The organism is Nitrososphaerales archaeon (assembly GCA_032906765.1).
Lineage (GTDB): Archaea > Thermoproteota > Nitrososphaeria > Nitrososphaerales > Gagatemarchaeaceae > DASPPF01.
Window position 1 is genome coordinate 344379 of sequence record JAJTZB010000001.1, and the last position, 15765, is coordinate 360143.

General features: G+C 58.0%; 21 protein-coding genes and 1 tRNA gene. 10 read left to right on the forward strand and 12 right to left on the reverse strand.

From position 1 onward, the window contains the following. Positions 1-5: 5 nt before the first annotated feature. The 3 genes from LYZ69_01850 to LYZ69_01860 are packed head-to-tail and all read left to right on the forward strand — an operon-like array spanning position 6 to position 1316. On the forward strand, positions 6-278 hold the full coding sequence (locus LYZ69_01850; protein ID MDV3277195.1) for a hypothetical protein: 273 nt from the start codon (positions 6-8) through the stop codon (positions 276-278). A gap of 1 nt (position 279) precedes the next feature. Then, positions 280-1128 (forward strand): hypothetical protein, encoded by an 849-nt coding sequence (locus tag LYZ69_01855; GenBank protein MDV3277196.1) that lies wholly within the window; start codon positions 280-282, stop codon positions 1126-1128. 38 nt (positions 1129-1166) lie between these two features. Next, positions 1167-1316, forward strand: coding sequence for a hypothetical protein (locus tag LYZ69_01860; GenBank protein ID MDV3277197.1), 150 nt, complete (start codon positions 1167-1169; stop codon positions 1314-1316). Between the two features lie 229 nt (positions 1317-1545). Here LYZ69_01860 and LYZ69_01865 read toward each other — a convergent pair whose 3' ends face one another. Further along, positions 1546-2649 (reverse strand): divalent metal cation transporter, encoded by a 1104-nt coding sequence (locus tag LYZ69_01865; GenBank protein ID MDV3277198.1) that lies wholly within the window; start codon positions 2647-2649, stop codon positions 1546-1548. 143 nt (positions 2650-2792) lie between these two features. Here LYZ69_01865 and LYZ69_01870 point away from each other — a divergent pair, with 143 nt between their 5' ends. Both LYZ69_01870 and LYZ69_01875 read left to right on the forward strand, forming a co-directional pair. Continuing rightward, the gene (locus LYZ69_01870; GenBank protein MDV3277199.1) at positions 2793-3425 is read left to right on the forward strand and encodes a hypothetical protein; all 633 of its coding nucleotides are present in this window, start codon (positions 2793-2795) and stop codon (positions 3423-3425) included. Positions 3426-3767: 342 nt separating this feature from the next. After that, positions 3768-4334, forward strand: coding sequence for a hypothetical protein (locus LYZ69_01875; GenBank protein ID MDV3277200.1), 567 nt, complete (start codon positions 3768-3770; stop codon positions 4332-4334). 248 nt (positions 4335-4582) lie between these two features. On the opposite strand, the gene LYZ69_01880 is transcribed toward LYZ69_01875, so the two are convergent. From LYZ69_01880 to thpR, 6 genes are all read right to left on the reverse strand, one after another. Continuing rightward, positions 4583-4674: transfer RNA gene (locus tag LYZ69_01880), tRNA-Pro, on the reverse strand. A 59-nt stretch (positions 4675-4733) separates the two neighbouring features. Continuing rightward, on the reverse strand, positions 4734-5420 hold the full coding sequence (locus LYZ69_01885) for a hypothetical protein (GenBank protein ID MDV3277201.1): 687 nt from the start codon (positions 5418-5420) through the stop codon (positions 4734-4736). A gap of 120 nt (positions 5421-5540) precedes the next feature. Beyond that, positions 5541-5924 carry a VOC family protein gene (locus LYZ69_01890; protein ID MDV3277202.1) on the reverse strand — a complete coding sequence of 128 codons (384 nt, stop codon included), beginning with the start codon at positions 5922-5924 and terminating at the stop codon, positions 5541-5543. A 183-nt stretch (positions 5925-6107) separates the two neighbouring features. After that, positions 6108-6887 carry a hypothetical protein gene (locus tag LYZ69_01895; GenBank protein MDV3277203.1) on the reverse strand — a complete coding sequence of 260 codons (780 nt, stop codon included), beginning with the start codon at positions 6885-6887 and terminating at the stop codon, positions 6108-6110. Further along, positions 6853-8181 (reverse strand): CCA tRNA nucleotidyltransferase, encoded by a 1329-nt coding sequence (gene cca / locus LYZ69_01900; protein ID MDV3277204.1) that lies wholly within the window; start codon positions 8179-8181, stop codon positions 6853-6855. The genes LYZ69_01895 and cca overlap by 35 nt, the downstream gene beginning before the upstream one ends. Continuing rightward, positions 8178-8732, reverse strand: coding sequence for an RNA 2',3'-cyclic phosphodiesterase (gene thpR, locus LYZ69_01905; GenBank protein MDV3277205.1), 555 nt, complete (start codon positions 8730-8732; stop codon positions 8178-8180). The genes cca and thpR overlap by 4 nt, the downstream gene beginning before the upstream one ends. Positions 8733-8799: 67 nt before the next feature. On the opposite strand from thpR, the gene LYZ69_01910 reads away from it, so the two are divergent. Beyond that, on the forward strand, positions 8800-9354 hold the full coding sequence (locus tag LYZ69_01910; protein ID MDV3277206.1) for an AAA family ATPase: 555 nt from the start codon (positions 8800-8802) through the stop codon (positions 9352-9354). Between the two features lie 70 nt (positions 9355-9424). Then, the gene (locus LYZ69_01915; protein ID MDV3277207.1) at positions 9425-9751 is read left to right on the forward strand and encodes a hypothetical protein; all 327 of its coding nucleotides are present in this window, start codon (positions 9425-9427) and stop codon (positions 9749-9751) included. Here the strand turns inward: LYZ69_01915 and LYZ69_01920 are convergent. Genes LYZ69_01920 through LYZ69_01930 form a run of 3 tightly spaced genes read right to left on the reverse strand, consistent with a single transcriptional unit; the run spans position 9736 to position 12495 of the window. Next, positions 9736-10656 carry a ribonuclease Z gene (locus tag LYZ69_01920; protein MDV3277208.1) on the reverse strand — a complete coding sequence of 307 codons (921 nt, stop codon included), beginning with the start codon at positions 10654-10656 and terminating at the stop codon, positions 9736-9738. The two genes, LYZ69_01915 and LYZ69_01920, sit on opposite strands and share 16 nt — an antisense overlap. Before the next feature lie 2 nt (positions 10657-10658). After that, positions 10659-11615, reverse strand: a complete 957-nt coding sequence (locus LYZ69_01925) for a hypothetical protein (GenBank protein ID MDV3277209.1) — start codon at positions 11613-11615, stop codon at positions 10659-10661. Then, positions 11605-12495 carry a ribose-phosphate pyrophosphokinase gene (locus LYZ69_01930; protein MDV3277210.1) on the reverse strand — a complete coding sequence of 297 codons (891 nt, stop codon included), beginning with the start codon at positions 12493-12495 and terminating at the stop codon, positions 11605-11607. The genes LYZ69_01925 and LYZ69_01930 overlap by 11 nt, the downstream gene beginning before the upstream one ends. A 119-nt stretch (positions 12496-12614) precedes the next feature. Here LYZ69_01930 and LYZ69_01935 point away from each other — a divergent pair, with 119 nt between their 5' ends. Next, positions 12615-12830, forward strand: a complete 216-nt coding sequence (locus LYZ69_01935) for a hypothetical protein (protein MDV3277211.1) — start codon at positions 12615-12617, stop codon at positions 12828-12830. A 50-nt stretch (positions 12831-12880) separates the two neighbouring features. Here LYZ69_01935 and LYZ69_01940 read toward each other — a convergent pair whose 3' ends face one another. Then, positions 12881-13270, reverse strand: coding sequence for an NUDIX domain-containing protein (locus tag LYZ69_01940; GenBank protein MDV3277212.1), 390 nt, complete (start codon positions 13268-13270; stop codon positions 12881-12883). Positions 13271-13361: 91 nt separating this feature from the next. Between LYZ69_01940 and LYZ69_01945 the strand changes: the two genes are divergently transcribed. After that, positions 13362-14183, forward strand: a complete 822-nt coding sequence (locus LYZ69_01945; GenBank protein ID MDV3277213.1) for a hypothetical protein — start codon at positions 13362-13364, stop codon at positions 14181-14183. Position 14184: 1 nt separating this feature from the next. After that, positions 14185-14943 (forward strand): ATP/GTP-binding protein, encoded by a 759-nt coding sequence (locus LYZ69_01950; GenBank protein ID MDV3277214.1) that lies wholly within the window; start codon positions 14185-14187, stop codon positions 14941-14943. Here LYZ69_01950 and LYZ69_01955 read toward each other — a convergent pair. Then, on the reverse strand, positions 14933-15664 hold the full coding sequence (locus LYZ69_01955; GenBank protein MDV3277215.1) for an alpha/beta hydrolase: 732 nt from the start codon (positions 15662-15664) through the stop codon (positions 14933-14935). The two genes, LYZ69_01950 and LYZ69_01955, sit on opposite strands and share 11 nt — an antisense overlap. Between the last annotated feature and the right edge of the window lie 101 nt (positions 15665-15765).

The following is a 15765-nucleotide window of genomic DNA, read 5'->3' on the forward strand; positions in this document are numbered from 1 at the left end:
CTGGGATGAACCCACCCGTGGAAGTCATTATGATTACAAAAGAGGGGTGTCTCCCCTGCCTCCGCATAAAGCGCATCTTGGGGGAGCTGAAGGCAGAGCTGCCCGATATCGACGTGTCGGAAGTCGATTTCACGTCTGAAGAGGGAATTACGCTCGCCGTCAGGAATAGTATCCTGTACCCGCCCGCAGTCTTCATCAACAAGTCCCTCTTCGCAAAAGGAAAAATCATGGAAGAGCCGCTGAAAGCAGCTGTGCGTAGGGCAGCAAGAGGCGGGTGAAATGGCCGGAGAGGAATTCCTTCTGGCCTCAGTGATCGTTTCGTTCTTGGCCGGAATCGTGGCGCTCGCCATGCCTTGCTGCTTCAGCGTACTCCTGCCATCCTACTTCGCTTCGTGCTTCAAGAGGCGGACCGCGATCTTCAGAATGACACTGGTCTTTGCGCTGGGAGTGGCCGCAGTTCTTCTCCCGATAGCGCTGGGAGTCACGGCCATTTCCATCTACATCGGTTTGAACCATTCGCTTCTCTTTGTGATAGGCGGTTTCTTCATGCTCTTTCTCGGGATTGCGTCTCTCCTAGGGATTCAGCTGATACCGATGATGAACCCCAACGTGGACCTGCAGAAGACCGGTGTGCCTAACGTCTTTGCCCTCGGGGCCTTCTCAGGCATTGCGAGCTCCTGTTGCGCGCCTGTCTTGGCGGGTATCCTCGTCCTCACCGCCCTCACAACTTCGCTCATAGGATCGGCCCTGGTGGGGATGGCGTACGTCACTGGGATGGTATTTCCGCTCCTAGTGGTAGCCATGTTCATGGACAAGAGCAATTCTGCCCAAAGAATCATTCAAGGCAGGATGATAAACACAGGGTTTGGAACAATGCACTCCTCGAGACTCCTCGCTGCCGCGATCTTCCTCTCAATGGGCATCGTAACTGTGTTCCTCGGCGTCACAAACAACATGCTGGCTACACCAGGCTCCGAATTCTTCAACATCTACGAGGCGGTAATCCAGAAGGCAGTCGAAGGCTTCATTTCTTCCCCGCTCTCATTGGCGGTCGTTCTGGGTGCGGTTCTGCTTGGCGCCGGGCTCTACCTGAGAAGGCGTTTCGCCACGGCGCGCCTGCCTCGCTGACCAGTGAAGACTGAGTCAGGCTCCATATGGAATCTCCGTTGGCCCGCTACATTGTGAACAATGCGGTGGCGGAGCAGACAGACGACGTAGAACCGAGCTATCAATGCAAAGAATCCTCGCCCGTTACGACGTGCACTCCGCAGACCGGGTTCTTCAACATCTCGCCACTTTCAACTAGGATTCTCTAGGCCAACCCCAACCGAGTTACCTTACGAACGGAAACTAGGTTCTGGTCCATGACTGGCGGAAACGCTCTGTGCTTGTCAATGGTGTCCGGCCAGAAACGACTTCCTGCATGACCTGCTGCAAGAGCAGTTGTAATTCGACCCTACCCTGATGTTGTAAGGTCTGTCAGAAAATAGTCTCCTGTTGCAGTAATCACATCGAAGCCTCAGCGTCGCTCCCTCTCATGATTACTTACACAGCCGCGAGCACCGCGGCGACACCGAAGCTCAATATGGCCGCTAGACTGAGCCAGTACGCGACCTTCCAGGGTCCTTTTGAAACATAGTTGCCCATGATGCGTCTGTTCGATGCCAAAAGCCCCATCAGGATTCCGGGTCCGACGAGCACGAAAACGAAGACAACCATCAAGTTCAGGACAAGTGCCAGCTGGTTTGAAACGAAGATGGGTACGACGACGGCCGGAATCGACTCTAGCAAGTATATCCAGAAGAAGTTGCTCTTCCGCCAGCCCAGCGCTTCCACCACAGCCCAGGAGCTGGCAAGAGAGATCACCACAAGCGCGAGGAATGCCGCCGCCACCAGGCCCACGGCGAACAGGTAGGGTGCATAGACACCTGCGATTGATGTAAGCGCCTGAGAGAGTGTCCTTGGATCCGCGAAATTAAGAGATGAACCGAGTCCGGAGCTAGCCATTATGATGACCACCATGCCAATTTCACTGGCGACAGCCCCAACGAGAGTCTCCAGTCGCATCGCCCACAGACGCACCGTCCCTTTCTCGGCGGTAGCCGAAGCCTGGTAGAAGAGCATGAACGGCATCACAACCGCGCCGGCACTCGCTGCCAATAGAAACAGGAACTGTGGGCTCGTGCTGAAATAAATGATGCCAGAGGGAGTGACTCCTCTCACAAAAAGGGAGCCAGCGTAGGAGAGAATTAGCACCGTGGCAACAGCAAACAACGCTTTCTCTATTGTCACAAACCTCCTTCTGAGTATGATTGCGATGTGGGCCGCGTAGGCCACAGGCATAGAAATGATGGGCGGAATGCCCATAAGCCCCATCCCAACCGCAATCCCCGTGTACTCCGCAATGTAACTCACGACATCCACTGTGGCCATAGGAAAGGTCGCCAGCACCGCGACCTTCCTCGAGTAATTCTCCCGTATCAGTTCACCCAGACCCCTTCCAGTCGCGACGCCTACCCTCCCGCTAGCCTCCTGGATCAAGAACAGAGGAATGATGAGCAGAAGGAAGAACCATATCAGACCATAGCCATAGGTGGCTCCGGCTACGGCGCCTGTCAGCACGCTGGGGGCGTCGACGTCTGCTATCATCACTATCCACGCGGGCCCAAACGACTCGAGGAATTCCGTTAGCCTGTTAGTGAATATCTCAACCTCATGGAGACGATTTTCAAACCTGAGAATTGTATCTCGGCCTTTTAAGGCCGTCTCTGAGTTCCATGTCCTGGTATCGGTTGGACAGGTACATGCGTGGGACCGCGGCGTTGGTGGTCGGCACTGTAGTGCTCGCTGCCGCTCTGGGCTACTACTTTGCCACTGTGACCGTGACGCCCGCAACGACCGCCAAGCCGACTGGCGGTCCTTACCAGCTCATGCTGATTGAACCGATGAACACCGCTTGGAACTCCACGACTTCCCAACCCAAGTTCTACCTCGTGGGGCCGAATGGACTCGAGTCCTCAGCGAACATTAGTCTCCCAGTCAAGACACTGGTTGAGGTCACAATCGTGTCCTATGACACACCGACTCCGGGCAGCCAACAGCAGGACGGGTTGGTCAACGGGACCGTGGGCGGCATGGTCTACATGATTAACGGCACGACGGCCTCGATGGCAAGCACCCCCATGCCGTGGGGCCAGAACGTGACATCGGTGCCCGCCAGCTTGCTCGCGCACACATTCACCATTCAGCAGTTGGGAATTAACATCCCAGTTGTGGGCGGTAACACAGAGATTGCGTACCTCTACTTCGCTCACGCCGGGATTTACCAGTGGATCTGTTTGACGCCCTGCGGGTTCGGCCCGAACGGGTCGGAAGGAGCAATGTCTTCAGCTGGCTGGATGGAAGGGACGATTACTGTGGCCTAGAAGATTGCAATGCCTTGACAAGGTCTCCGTACTCTCATCACCCATCGTGAAGATGAAGTTCTCATATCAGCCGACGAATGGTCAGGTACCCGTTGATAACGAGCCCGGTCAGACTTGACCCATCACACGGGGCTGTGGTCTCGGCGACCGCACTGACCGCCATTCTGTCAGAGATCTAGTCGTGAATTTTGCGCTTGGTCTGCTCATGAGGAAGAGCAGGCCGAACACCTTCACGACCGTTCGCACCGATTGACTCGATGGAATCCAGCCTTCCTCAGGTTGATTCTCAGCATTGAAAATCGTCTCATCTATACATTAGTGCTTGCGGTTACCGTGGATCGATTGGCATCGAGAGCTTCAAGGGCATTCATAGACTTCGGTGTCATAGGAACAATCCTCGCCTTCTACCACGCGTGGTTAGAACATGCATTCTCCACTAACCCTTTTCAGGTCAGCTACTCCCCATACGCGTCCTTCTTTGGAGTTCCATACTGGTTCTTTGGCGTTGTTTGGTTCCCGGTCGTGCTCGCTGTCGGTCTCTGGTCGACAAGGCTGGGCAAAATTGACCTAGAGAAGAAACTGCTTGTTCTGCTCACGGTAGGAAACCTCTTCACAGCGTATCTTTGGTACCTGGACATCCTAGTTATCAGGGCGTTCACTCCCGTCTATGTCGGTTTGTATGCGACCAATTATGTTCTCACTGGCCTGGCCGTGTTACAGAACCGGAGGAACGATAAGATTCAGGGGTTCGTCTACGGCACGGTCGTTGGTGCGGCCGTGGGGCTGATCTTTGGACCTTTCGGGGTGGCAGCCTGCGGAATCGTTGGGGGGATTTTTGGTGCTGTGAGGAACATTGTGCTTCCCCAAAAGGCATCCTCCGGCGAATCTTCGCAGAATCTGCGGCCTTAACCCCTTTCCTTCTCATTAGCTGTAACTCCAAGTGGTTTTCGATTCACTGCCGTTCGAGTTGGCTGCTGGGTTGTTGAGAAGAAGCCGCATGGTGCCTTGATGAAAGGGTAAGCAAGAGAATTGTCTATAGTTTGAGGTTCAGCATTTGGTTCTCCGCAGTCAGACTTGCGAAGTTCATCTTGCGTTTGGTGGTGTCCGAGTCCAAACGCGCTAAACTCAGAAGCAGTATGTATACAAAATGCAGATGATGGGGCCGGCCGGATTTGAACCGGCGATCGCCAGCGTTCTGGACAAAGCGTTCCCCAGGCTGGTATCCTAGACCAAACTGGACGACGGCCCCTTGCTGCCCGAGGCAGCGATAAACCGCTAATAGCCTTTTGTCGGTTCGGAGCGATGTGCCTAGCCGACTGTGACAGAGCCGGTCATCCATCCAGGTGTGACCATGGCCCCACCAAGCTCGTCAGCCCCACTGCCGCAAGCGGTCATGCAGAACCACGTGAAAGTGCCGCTCTTGTCCAGCGTGAAGGTTGCCACAACGGCAGATGAAACCGGCACTGGCACGTTAATCCCTAGTGAAGGAATCGTGAATGTGTGGGCTATTTGGTCCACTGGGACGCCGTAGACAGTCTGGGCACCCACTATCGAGATTCCAGAAGTAGTCTGGGTGGAGTTGATGATGTCGTTGTTGGCGAATGTGATTGTTCCTCCCGTCGTTCCGTTGACCTTTGCGTAAGAGGGGTCAACAAGGGACGCGTTCCCGTCGTCGTAGTTGAATATCACGAGCTTGATGAGCCTGTGAGCTGGCAAGGAGATGGATGTCGCAGGCTGGAGCCCGTTCTGCCCCAGCACGTAGAAGGCAGGCTGGTCACCCACCGTTGAGTTGTAGATGTTGCCTGTGCTGATCACCAATGTCAGTGTGTAGGGCTCGCTCGCGTTCTGAGTGGCAGAAGTCTGCGTCACCGTCGTAGTCTGGGTGGTGGTTGTAGTCACAGTGCCAACGCCAACCACTGCAGCGCCGGCATATCCTATGCCGAGGCTGGCCAGAGCAAATATCATGACCAGCGCTACCAGGACCTTATCTCTCATTCACTTGACGGAATGACGGCCTCGACGTCCCCATATTAAGCTAGGGCATGATTTTCAATACTGGGAATGCCCCGCCCGATTCGACGGCGGGCCGCAATCCCGAGAAGACTCTGAAGTCAGCTATGCGCTGGCAGGTTGGAAGAGGCCCATCAGGTTGCCTTCGGTGTCCTTGAAGTAGGCACTGAACCCGAATTGTCCAATCGGCGTCTTCTTCACCACCGCCTTGCCTCCGCGCTTCTTGACATCCTCAAGAGTGGCGTCGATGTCGTCGACCTGGATGGTGATTATCGGGCCTGCGAATCTCTTGGTCCTCTTCATCATTCCACCGTTGATGGATCCTGGCTCCGTGGGCATGCCGTTCTTGTCGGCCGGACCTGTCGTTACCATGGTGTAGTCCATCTCTGGCACGTCACTCATCTGCCAGCCGAAGACGTCCTTGTAGAAAGATTGGGCGCGCTTCAGCTTGCTTGCGGGAACTTCAAAGTGTACTACCTTGCCGTTCATGTCTGTCGATTTGCGCGAGGTTCAGGCGCTTTAAAGGATTCCCGACATATTCACTTTGGTTGCGAGGGGAGCCTGAAAGTATGGTGTCCAACTGAGGGCTGGTTGGACTAGTCACGAGACTTACAGACGGTTGAGGAGGAAGGCTGAGGGTTGTCTCACGGGAGAGTGAGTTCTAGATCCCGATCAGGGTGAAACGATGTGAAGTTCCTCAAGTAGGCGAGCGTAGCGGAAGTCGGAGAGGTCACCTTTGTACTCGGCGAGTAAACGTAGCACCCGCCCCTTGTCCTTTAGTCCAATCAGCCTCCTCACAAGAGGGGACACCTTCCCACCGATTAGAAGGTACTGAGCGGCCGAGGTGACGTTCCTCGGTCTCCTGCCGGTGCTTGCCGACTCGAAGTCGAGGATCCAAGGAACGCCCTCCGCGACGACTACGTGCTTCCGCAGGTCGCTCAGCTCGCCATGGTCGAGCCCCAGTATGTCGAGCTTCCTGCATTGGTTGAGGACTGCGTGAAGCATCTCTCTGGCTCGCATTCGCGATCCCTCTCCTTTGAGGCCCCTGAACCAGTCAGAGAGTTCGACGTGGTCGAGGTGCTTCATCAGGAGGAAGTCCTTTGTGTGTCCGTAGACTGGCGCGCCTATGCCGAGTCGATTGGCGAGAGTTGTCAACCTGAACTCATCGTCCAGGCTGGCCCTGTTGGCGTCTGTCCTCCTTATCTTCAGGGCGCAGACCCGACCTCCAGCCGTACACTTCACGACCAGCCCCACAGTGCCTAACCCCAGTATGCCCAACCGGCCAATCTTCGACTTGCCCTGGAAGATGAGGGACTCGACGCCTAGACGAGACAACTGTTTGATTCTTGCGTTCGCGGTGCGCAACGAGATCTTGGGGTAAGTCAGAATCTGGATGTACGGCGTTCGCGTCAGCTGCTCAGGAGGCGCCTGTTCCGGCTGTGTCGCTTGCAATCTCGTCCATCCCGTCGCGCAGCCATCGGGCTGACGTCGCCATACGCCTGAGAGAGCGGCCGGAGAGCACACGTCCCGTCCTCGCCATCCCTCTCCCTACCTCGTCGGATGCGCCAGTCTTCCTGGCTCCAGCCTTTGCAATCCAGGCGAGGAAGGATGAGAAATCCGTCCACTCCCTCTCTTGAAGGATTCTGACCCTGGCATCGTCGTCAACCCAAATCAGTTTCGCCCTGCGCCTGTTCACTTTGACGAACGTCTCAGTCTCCTTTTTCCTGTCGACTGTCGGTCCCAGCCGCTGCTCCAGGCGCGGGAGCGCGTGGAACTCGGGCACGAAAATGAAGGCGCTCGAATTGGAGTTGTTCGACGCTGGGAGAGCCCTGGCGATTTTGAAACCCTTCTCCTCAAGGTGCCTCCGAACGTGCCTAATCGTCCGCCTCAGCTCCCCCCAGAGGGTGTCCTCGCTGAGCTTCGAATGGGCGAAGACAACCGCGACGACGTTCTCCTTCATCGCCGGCCGAATCCTTCCGCGCATCCTGCCGAAGCATGCTATGGAAGGGTTACTTAGGAACTCCCTGGACGCTAGGACCATCCTTGCGAGCTTCTCGTCCGACATGGCCCGTGCGAGGTCCCTTTCGGGGTCGACAGGATCCGGAAGACGCAGGAGCTTCCCGTCTGCCTGCCGCTTAATCTCTGCGAATGACTTCAGAGCGCCGAGCAGATCATGGTGCTGGATGATGAGGACCTCGGCCGCGTAGCCGCTGAATCCTTGTATCTCGATCTCAGCGCCGTACGTGCCGACGCCCCTCATGAACTGCTTGAGGAGCCTGACCTGGTCCTTCTGATCCTGCGACATCTTCTTGACGAGTTCGACGTGGAACGGCGACCTGTCGGCTGCGCTCTTCCACTCCTTCGGCTTCACATCGTAGCAAGGAACGATGTTCACCTTCACTCCGTCGACGTTTGCCTCGGTGTAGGGGTGCTGAGCGTACTTCTTCCCTCGCGGGTGGCCCTTCGTCGCCTCGGCGCCCACCTTCAATCCTATCTCCTCGAACTTGTCGTCGGGAGTGTTCACGTCGAGCTTCAGGAAAATGTCGAGGTCGGCATGACTTGGAAGCCAGGTTCCCTTGGCGAAGGAGCCCCCCAGCGTCACTTCTTTGACCTCGGCGAACGCTAATGCCGCTCTCCTCGTTTTCTCAACTATGAACTCCGCCGTCCGTTGGAGGATTCTCTCCTCGTCCGGCGTAGGTCGGACCAGCGTCAGGGCTCTGCGGAGGATTGGCTCTATCGATCTCATTCTAGAGGATACACCTCCAGGTCGGTGTAGACAGGCCCCTTCGGCGTGAGGAGGCTGGAGACGAGGTTGAGCGAGGCCAGCTTCACGCCACCGAAATCCCTTTCCGAGTTTGTCATGAGAAACGACTCGAGCGCCTCCTTGTTTCTCCCTGACCTCACCCTGGCAATTGTGATGTGGGCCTGGTAGGGCCTGTCGTCGCTCTCTCCAATCCCTTCGAGCGCCTTTACGACAGAGGTCGCGAGCGGATTGACCCTAGCTTCGTCGTCATGTGCCACACCGACCCAGATGACGCTTGGCCGGCTTGGGCGAGGGAAGGCACCGACTCCCTTCACGGTTGCCTCGATACCAGTCAGCTTCAACGCCCGGAGCCTCGTCGCAGCCTCCTTGGCCTGAGCCTCTGAGATTTCGCCGAGGAACTTTACCGTGAAGTGGAGATTCTGCCTCTCTACCAGTTTCAGGTCGGCCCCAGTGGCAGAGAGTTCCCCCTGGAAGGCTACCATCCTATCTATCACGCGAGCATCAGGTATGTTCAGGGCCACGAAGACGCGCAAGAGTTCTCTTCCAGCCCACGACGAGCTGAATTCGCTTATAAAATCAGGTAATACGGCAGGGACGGAGTTGAAGCTGGTAGCCATCACCGGGATGCCAGGGGCTGGCAAGTCGACCGCCGCCCAAGCCCTTGTAGGCAGAGGGTGGAAGAGGGTGGTGATGGGCGATATCATACGGGAAGAGACCAAGAGGAGGGGGCTCGTGGCAGACGAGAAGAACACGGGCGAAGTGATGAAGGACCTGAGGAGGAAGCGTGGTGAGGCAGCCGTAGCAGAACTATGTTTGGAGTTAGTTGAAAGGTCGAAGGCGGACAGAGTGGTCGTCGATGGAATAAGGTCGATGGCAGAGGTGGAGGTCTTCCGCAGGTCGACCGAGGTCCTCCTGCTCGCAGTCCATGCTTCCAGGAAGAGGAGGTTCGCACTCTTGAAGGAGAGGAGGAGGAGCGACGACCCGCAACTCTACGAGTCTTTCCTGAAGAGAGACGAGAGGGAGCTCGAGGTTGGCATAAGCAAGGCCATCGCCCTAGCCGACGAGATGATTTCCAACGAGCACACGACGCCTGACAAGCTGTCACAGACCGTTGTGGAGTTGGTCGAACGATGGGTCGAGAAGGGTGGACCCTGAATTCAGGCTTCGCCTGACTCTGGACTCGACTCTCTCGTCTTCAGAGGATTCTCAGAAAGTCTTGGGGGCAATGATGAACGTCGTCGGCGATTCCAGACACTCGGTGGAAGAAGGGAAGTGGTTGCTCAGGATAACTTCGGACGACCCAAGGAGCGTCGAGAGGCTCCATGACCAGCTGAGGGACAGGCATGTGAGGGCAGCCGCGAGGAGGCTTCTCCTTGCTGGGAAACAGGGCGACAGGACGACGGTGATGGTCAACAGGCAGGCGGCGGCGGCAGGGGTCGTCGCCCTCTGCAGCACCGAAGAGGAGTCGGCCCTGGGGCCGATGTATCTGACATTGGAGTCGAAGCAGCTCGATTCCCTGATTCGGTGGCTCACTGCCTATGAAAGCGGGTAGTCCACCTCAATCTTCAAGCCGTCGCGGGCGGCTATGGTTTCTGGGAAGACTGTCCGCGCCTCCCTCACCAAGCTCGACACTGAAGTGTATCTCGCGCTGAAGTGTGTGAGCACGAGCCTCCCGACCCGGGCTTCCTTTGCCACTGTCGCCGCTTCAAGCGAGGTGCTGTGCTTTCGCTCCACTGCCTTGTCGCTGTCGCTGCCCCGGAAGGTCGAGTCGAAGATCAGAAGGTCGCAACCCCTGAAGAATCTGACAAGCTTCTTTGTGGGCCTCGTGTCCCCAGAGTACCCCACCTTCCTGCCTGGCCTGGGTCTGCCTACCACGTCCCAGTGGCTGATGATTCTTCCCTTCACTTTGACCTTCCCTCCCTTCTGGAGCCTCGACCAAAGCTTTCCCTCGGGCACACCGAGCTTCTTTGCTTTCTCAGGGAAGAAGACTCCTGGCCTCTCCCTTTCTTCCACGAGGTAGGAGTAGCACTCGATGGAGTGGTCCGCCCTCACGGACCTCACGTTGAACTCCTTCATCCTCAGGACAGTGCCGCTCCTTGCTGGCACGAACCGAATCGGGAAGGTCAGCCCGATGTGGAGGAGCTCCGAGGTGACCTCGAGCCACTTTGACAGGTTGGTCGGCCCGACGATCGTGAGGGGTCTGGTCCTCTGTGCCATGCTCATAGTCTGGAGCAGTCCCAGCAGACCTGTGACGTGGTCGCCGTGTAGATGGGTGATCAGGATCGTGGTGTCCCTGTTCAGGCCCAAGCCCATTGCCATCACCTGTCGCTGGATTCCCTCGCCGCAGTCCATCAGTATCAGGTCGCCCTCTCGTTGGACTGCTATGGCTGGGAGGCCGCGGGTCTTCGTCGGTGCGGCCGAGCTGGTGCCTAGGAACGTGACCGACAGCCTGACCAAGGTTAACTCCTCCTCAGGATTGTGATTGCTCTCGTGAGGCGTTTATGAACGTAGAGGTAGTGTTCGTCTTCTACGGTGAGTCCGCTCAGAGGCTCGACCGGCATGAGTTTCGGATGCATCAGCACCATTAACGAGCCTGCCCCCAGGACTGAAACCGCGAGCCCCATAGTGAGCTGGATCACGTCCCTCGCTTTTCTCCCCCGGGTGCTGGCTGCCCTGCCGTAGGGGACGTCTGTCGCAATCCCGTCGACTCGCGTGATTGGAGGGCGGAAAGCGTCTGCCCGTACGACCCCGGCCCAAGATTGCTCGAACAACCTCATGTTTGCGAGAGAGCCACGTGCCATCACCGCTGCCTGGTCGAAGGCGACGACGTTGAGGCCGATGTCCCATGCCTCAATCGGAATGCTGCCTGTGCCTGAAAAGGGGTCGAGGAGCAACTTGCCCTCCCTGCACCTCGTGAGGTTGACCAGCGCCCGAGAGAGCTTCGGGAAGATTGCAGAGGGGTGGAAGTAGGCGCGCCTCCTTGGTCGGCGGTGCGACCATCCCTGCCTCATCAGTCTCGGGGCAGTTAGTGCGATGTAACGCCGTGCTCCTTGGACGACCGTGAACTCAAACTCTGGGTTTTCCAAGTCCACCCTCACGTCGAGGCCGTCGAGTAGACCGTAGGGCTCTGGCCCGGGCTTCTGCTTCTCCAGAGAGAAGGTTCTGATCCTGACCCTCCTCCCCCGGACTGTCTGCGAAACCTCGGATGGGTCATCAATGAGCACACCCACCCTGCGGGCGAATGCAATCCTGCGCGCGACCGTCGCTGGGTCAGCCTTCGACTCTGCAATCAGGACCCGCCTCTCGGGGGACTGGAAGCTGGAGGAAGGGTCGTAGGTGAGGAAGAGCGCCTTCGCCTCCGCAGCTGGGATTGTCGTTCCCTCGCCGGAGAGCAGGACAAGAGACCTATTCTTCAAGAGTCTTGAGGTGGGAAGCGATTGAGTCTGATACGTCGACGATGCCGTACTTCCCTGGCACAGTGTTTGTGCCCACTATCGTTTTCACGCCTGCGCCTTCAAGCTTCTCCGCTGCGTCCCCGACGAGAAGGCCATGGACGCAGACTGCAACCACCTTCGAGGCTCCCTGACCCAGCACAGCCTCTGCAGCCGCCCTGACCGTGCCTCCGGTGCTGATTATGTCGTCGACAATCAGGACGTCCTTTCCTTTGACGTCGAGCGCCGCATCACCTACCTTCACTTCTCCCGTCGTCCTGTCCCTGCTCTTCGAGAGCTGGAGGTACTTCGCTCCGTATAGCGAGGCGAACGCCTCGGTCCGCTTCGACGCACCGAAGTCTGGGGCTATCACCACTGGGTCGTTGAGGGCCAGGCTGCCCTTCACGTGGCCCACGAGTGAGGGGATGGCGGAGACGCTGTAGATTGGGAACGAGAAGAGGGCCAGACCTTCGGTAGAGTGAATGTCGACGGTGACCACGCGCCTTATCCCCGCCGACCTCATGAGACGCGCGACTGCCCCGAGTGTGACTCCCTCCCCTGGCAGGAACTCTTTGTCCTGCCGAGCGTATGCGAGGTAGGGAACGACAGCCGTGACCTTTGCACCGTCCTGGCTCAGCTGATGGGCGGCGAGGAGCAGCTGCATGAGGTGCTGGTCGACCGGCGGATAGGTCGACTGGATGACAAGGACACTCTTGTGGGCGACCTTCTCGTGGACAGTGAACTTCGACTCCCCGTCCGGGAAGACCTTGAACTCAGACCTCAGGACTTCGACGCCCAGCTTCGCAGCCACAGACCTGCCAAGCTCCTCGGAGGCGGGCCCCGCGAGCACCAGCTTGTCGGCCACACTCAACAGTTCCCGCTCAAGCCCATACCATATTTAACGGATTTTCGGGGTTGTTTGCCAGAACAGCCAATCCACAGCAAAAGTTAAGGGGCTGTGCCATCGGGCAAGTCAAGAGGTCAATGGATCAGCAATGCCCCGAATGCAGCGGTATAATGCTGTATGACACTCCCACCAAGAGGTTTGGATGCAAGAAGTGCGGCCTCTTCCTCACAAGGGACCAACTCTCGGACATCAGGTACAAGCAGAAGACGCCATCGGAAGACGAGAGGAGAAAGAAATCGAGGCAGCAGTCGGACTACCTCGAATGGTGGCTGAGTGGCAACAAGGAGAAGTAGGGCGCGGGCGAAGACGCGCACCCTACCATCCCAGCGTAGAGCATGAAGGCTCAGTCTAAGTTCATCAGTGCGAACTTCCTTGCACAGCGCTTGACGTCCCTGTAGGCCTTCAGCCGCTGTACCTCATCGGGCGTGAACCACCCGAAATCCGATGACTCATGGTTAAGCTTCACCCTCCCTCTCTGAGGCTTGCCCAGATAATCTACGACTACAAGCTGGTCCCTAGCCTTGGGCCTCCTGGCCGACGGGAAGTAAGTGACGACATCGAATAGACGCTCAACCTTGACGGTCAACCCAACCTCCTCTCTGACCTCCCTCACTGCTGCCTCCTCCGTACTCTCGCCCAACTCCACCATCCCCCCGGGGAAGGACCACATGCCCCTGTCCGGCTCCTCGTCGCGCTTCACAAGCAGGAGCTTCCTCCGCCTGTGGAGCAGCATCCCAGCCCCGACCACCATGCGCGGAGCCAAGCCCATGGTTGCTGTCGGGTTTCGGATTCGTTTTAAGGTTGGCATCATACGAGCGATGGCCTTGGTCAGAATCGAGCTGCTCGCAGTGGGGAGGGAGCTGCTGATCGGAAGGACGGTCAACACCAACGCCCACTGGATGGGGAGGAGGCTAGCCCTGATGGGGAGCATGATTAAGGAGATTACCACCGTTGACGACGAACTTGGCGAGATATCTGCGGGACTGAGAGCGTGCCTCTCTAGGCACACCGACTTCCTGGTGGTGATGGGAGGGCTCGGCCCTACTCCAGACGATATGACGCTGCGCGGAGTCGCGCTCGGGCTGGGGAGAAGGATGACGGTCAACGCAAGGGCGCTGGAGTTGGTAAGGAAGCATTATGCCAAGCGAAGGATGGCGAACATCGAAATCACGCCGGCGAGGAAAAAGATGGCCACCCTCCCTGCGGGCGCGGAACCGCTGCTGAACGAGGTGGGCACGGCCCCGGGTGTCAGAGTTGAGGTCGGCCGTTCTGTCATCTTCTGCCTGCCCGGAGTGCCGTCGGAAATGAGGGGTATATTCGGGCGGTCCGTCGAGCCCGAGGTCGCGAAGAGGCTTGGAAAGCTCTACAGGAGTGCAATCAACCTGAAAGTCGAAGGGATCTACGAGTCAGCCATCGCCCCGTTTATAGAAAGGGAACTGAAACGGCATCCTGGGACGTACATCAAGTCCCACCCCAGAGGCGCCAGGGAAGGAATCTCAAGGATCGAGCTCGACATCGTCTCCGTAAAGGAGAACAGAGCGGAGGCGGACAGGGTGGCCGAGAGCGTGGCGCTTGAGATGACCAGGGCAATCCGCGCTGCCGGTGCGACAGTCAGGTCGTCCGTCTCGCCAAAGGGAGGCGCCTGAAATGGACGTGACGTTCATCACTGGAACAGCAGGGTCGGGGAAGTCGATGCTCACCAAAGCCCTGAAGGACTGGTACATCAACAGGGGTGAGGACGCGATAGCTGTCAACCTGGACCCGGGAGTCGTGTCTTTGCCGTACGAGCCCGACGTCGACATAAGGCTGAGTGTGAACCTTGATGACCTGATGGAGCGGTACGGTCTCGGGCCGAACGGCGCGCTGATTCTGGCGGCGGACATGGTGGCCACGCAGCTGGGCAGGCTACAGGAGGAGATAGACTCGAACCGGCCAGAGTACGTCATAGTGGACACGCCCGGGCAGACAGAGCTGTTCGCTTTCAGGGAGAGCGGCGAGTACATTGTGAAGGAGATGAGGGCGGACTCGAAGATTCTTCTTTTCCTGCTCGACCCTCTCCTGGCCAACACCCCAGTCAACTTCCTGTCGCTGGCGCTCCTCTCGGCCTCTGTCGGGCTGCGGATGAACGTGCCCAGACTGTCTGTCCTCACGAAGAGGGACATTGCGAGGGATGGGGTCAAGCGAATCGTCGAGTGGAGCAAGAATACGGCTGTCTTCGAGGACGCCCTGTCGGGCACGAGAGACAGCGACCAGTACTCCCTCTACTCGGACCTCTTCAGGAGCATACGCAGGCTTTCGTTCGGCGCTGACCTGTACCCTGTCTCCTCTGCGACGCAGGAGGGATTGGTCGCACTCGTGGGAGAGATCACGAGGCTGGCGAGGGGCGGGGAAGAGTTCACCGACTGAGCGCTGCAAGGAACGTCTGGATGAGCCAGCCGCAGGGTCCTGGCTTCTCGAGTGGCACCATGTGGCCTGCCTCGCGGATGAAGAAGGCGGTGGACGACAGGATGTTGGCGCTGAGGTAGTGACTCCACTTCGGGGGTGTCATTCTGTCGCTCTCACCGCAGACAACCATTGTGCGGACGGAAATCTCCGGAAGTCTGCTCCTGACGTCGAAACGACTGCACGCAAGGTAGTCGTTGAGGAAGGCCGATGGGTTGGATAAGGAAAGGGCGGTCCTCGCCTCCCTCGCGACCTCCAAATTGACCTCGAAGAAACTCATTGGCGTTATCGTCCTCTCGATAAGGTTGAGGGGCTTGTCCCTGAGGCCTTCGACTATCTCGGGTAGGACCCCGAGCTTTGCACCGGTCCCGACGAGCACGAGGGCCCCGACGCCCTCGGGATGTTCTAGCGCAAGCGTGAGGGCTATGGCCCCTCCCATGGAGTGGCCGCAGACGGCCGGCTTGCGGAGGCCGCTCTCTCTGATGAATGCGTGGACCGCGTCGGCATACTGAGTGACTGTGGTGCACGTCAACTCGCCGGTGGGATGGCCCGGGAGGTTCACCGCCGAGGCCTTCCCAGGCCCAGACAGCTGCTGGAGCGTTCCCTTCCACAACATGTTGGTCTCACCTGCCCCGTGGACGAATACGCAGTCGGATGGCGCAGCGTGCTCCAGAGCCTCGAGCATTGCGGCTGCGCCTTCTAGGCTCGATTTAACGCTGTTGAGGCGGAAGTGTACAGAGCAGGGGGCCCGGGTCCTTCTCTCGCATCAGATTCTTTATCTCCCAC

Coding starts and splice junctions, on each gene's coding strand:
- LYZ69_01885 (MDV3277201.1), bottom strand. CDS start 5,420: ATGAGAGATAAGGTCCTGGTAGCGCTGGTCATGATATTTGCTCTGGCC.
- LYZ69_01955 (MDV3277215.1), bottom strand. CDS start 15,664: ATGCTCGAGGCTCTGGAGCACGCTGCGCCATCCGACTGCGTATTCGTC.
- LYZ69_01890 (MDV3277202.1), bottom strand. CDS start 5,924: ATGAACGGCAAGGTAGTACACTTTGAAGTTCCCGCAAGCAAGCTGAAG.
- LYZ69_01915 (MDV3277207.1), top strand. CDS start 9,425: ATGATGAACGTCGTCGGCGATTCCAGACACTCGGTGGAAGAAGGGAAG.
- cca (MDV3277204.1), bottom strand. CDS start 8,181: ATGAGATCGATAGAGCCAATCCTCCGCAGAGCCCTGACGCTGGTCCGA.
- LYZ69_01850 (MDV3277195.1), top strand. CDS start 6: ATGAACCCACCCGTGGAAGTCATTATGATTACAAAAGAGGGGTGTCTC.
- LYZ69_01855 (MDV3277196.1), top strand. CDS start 280: ATGGCCGGAGAGGAATTCCTTCTGGCCTCAGTGATCGTTTCGTTCTTG.
- LYZ69_01940 (MDV3277212.1), bottom strand. CDS start 13,270: ATGCTGCTCCACAGGCGGAGGAAGCTCCTGCTTGTGAAGCGCGACGAG.
- LYZ69_01865 (MDV3277198.1), bottom strand. CDS start 2,649: ATGATAGCAGACGTCGACGCCCCCAGCGTGCTGACAGGCGCCGTAGCC.
- LYZ69_01950 (MDV3277214.1), top strand. CDS start 14,185: ATGGACGTGACGTTCATCACTGGAACAGCAGGGTCGGGGAAGTCGATG.
- LYZ69_01935 (MDV3277211.1), top strand. CDS start 12,615: ATGGATCAGCAATGCCCCGAATGCAGCGGTATAATGCTGTATGACACT.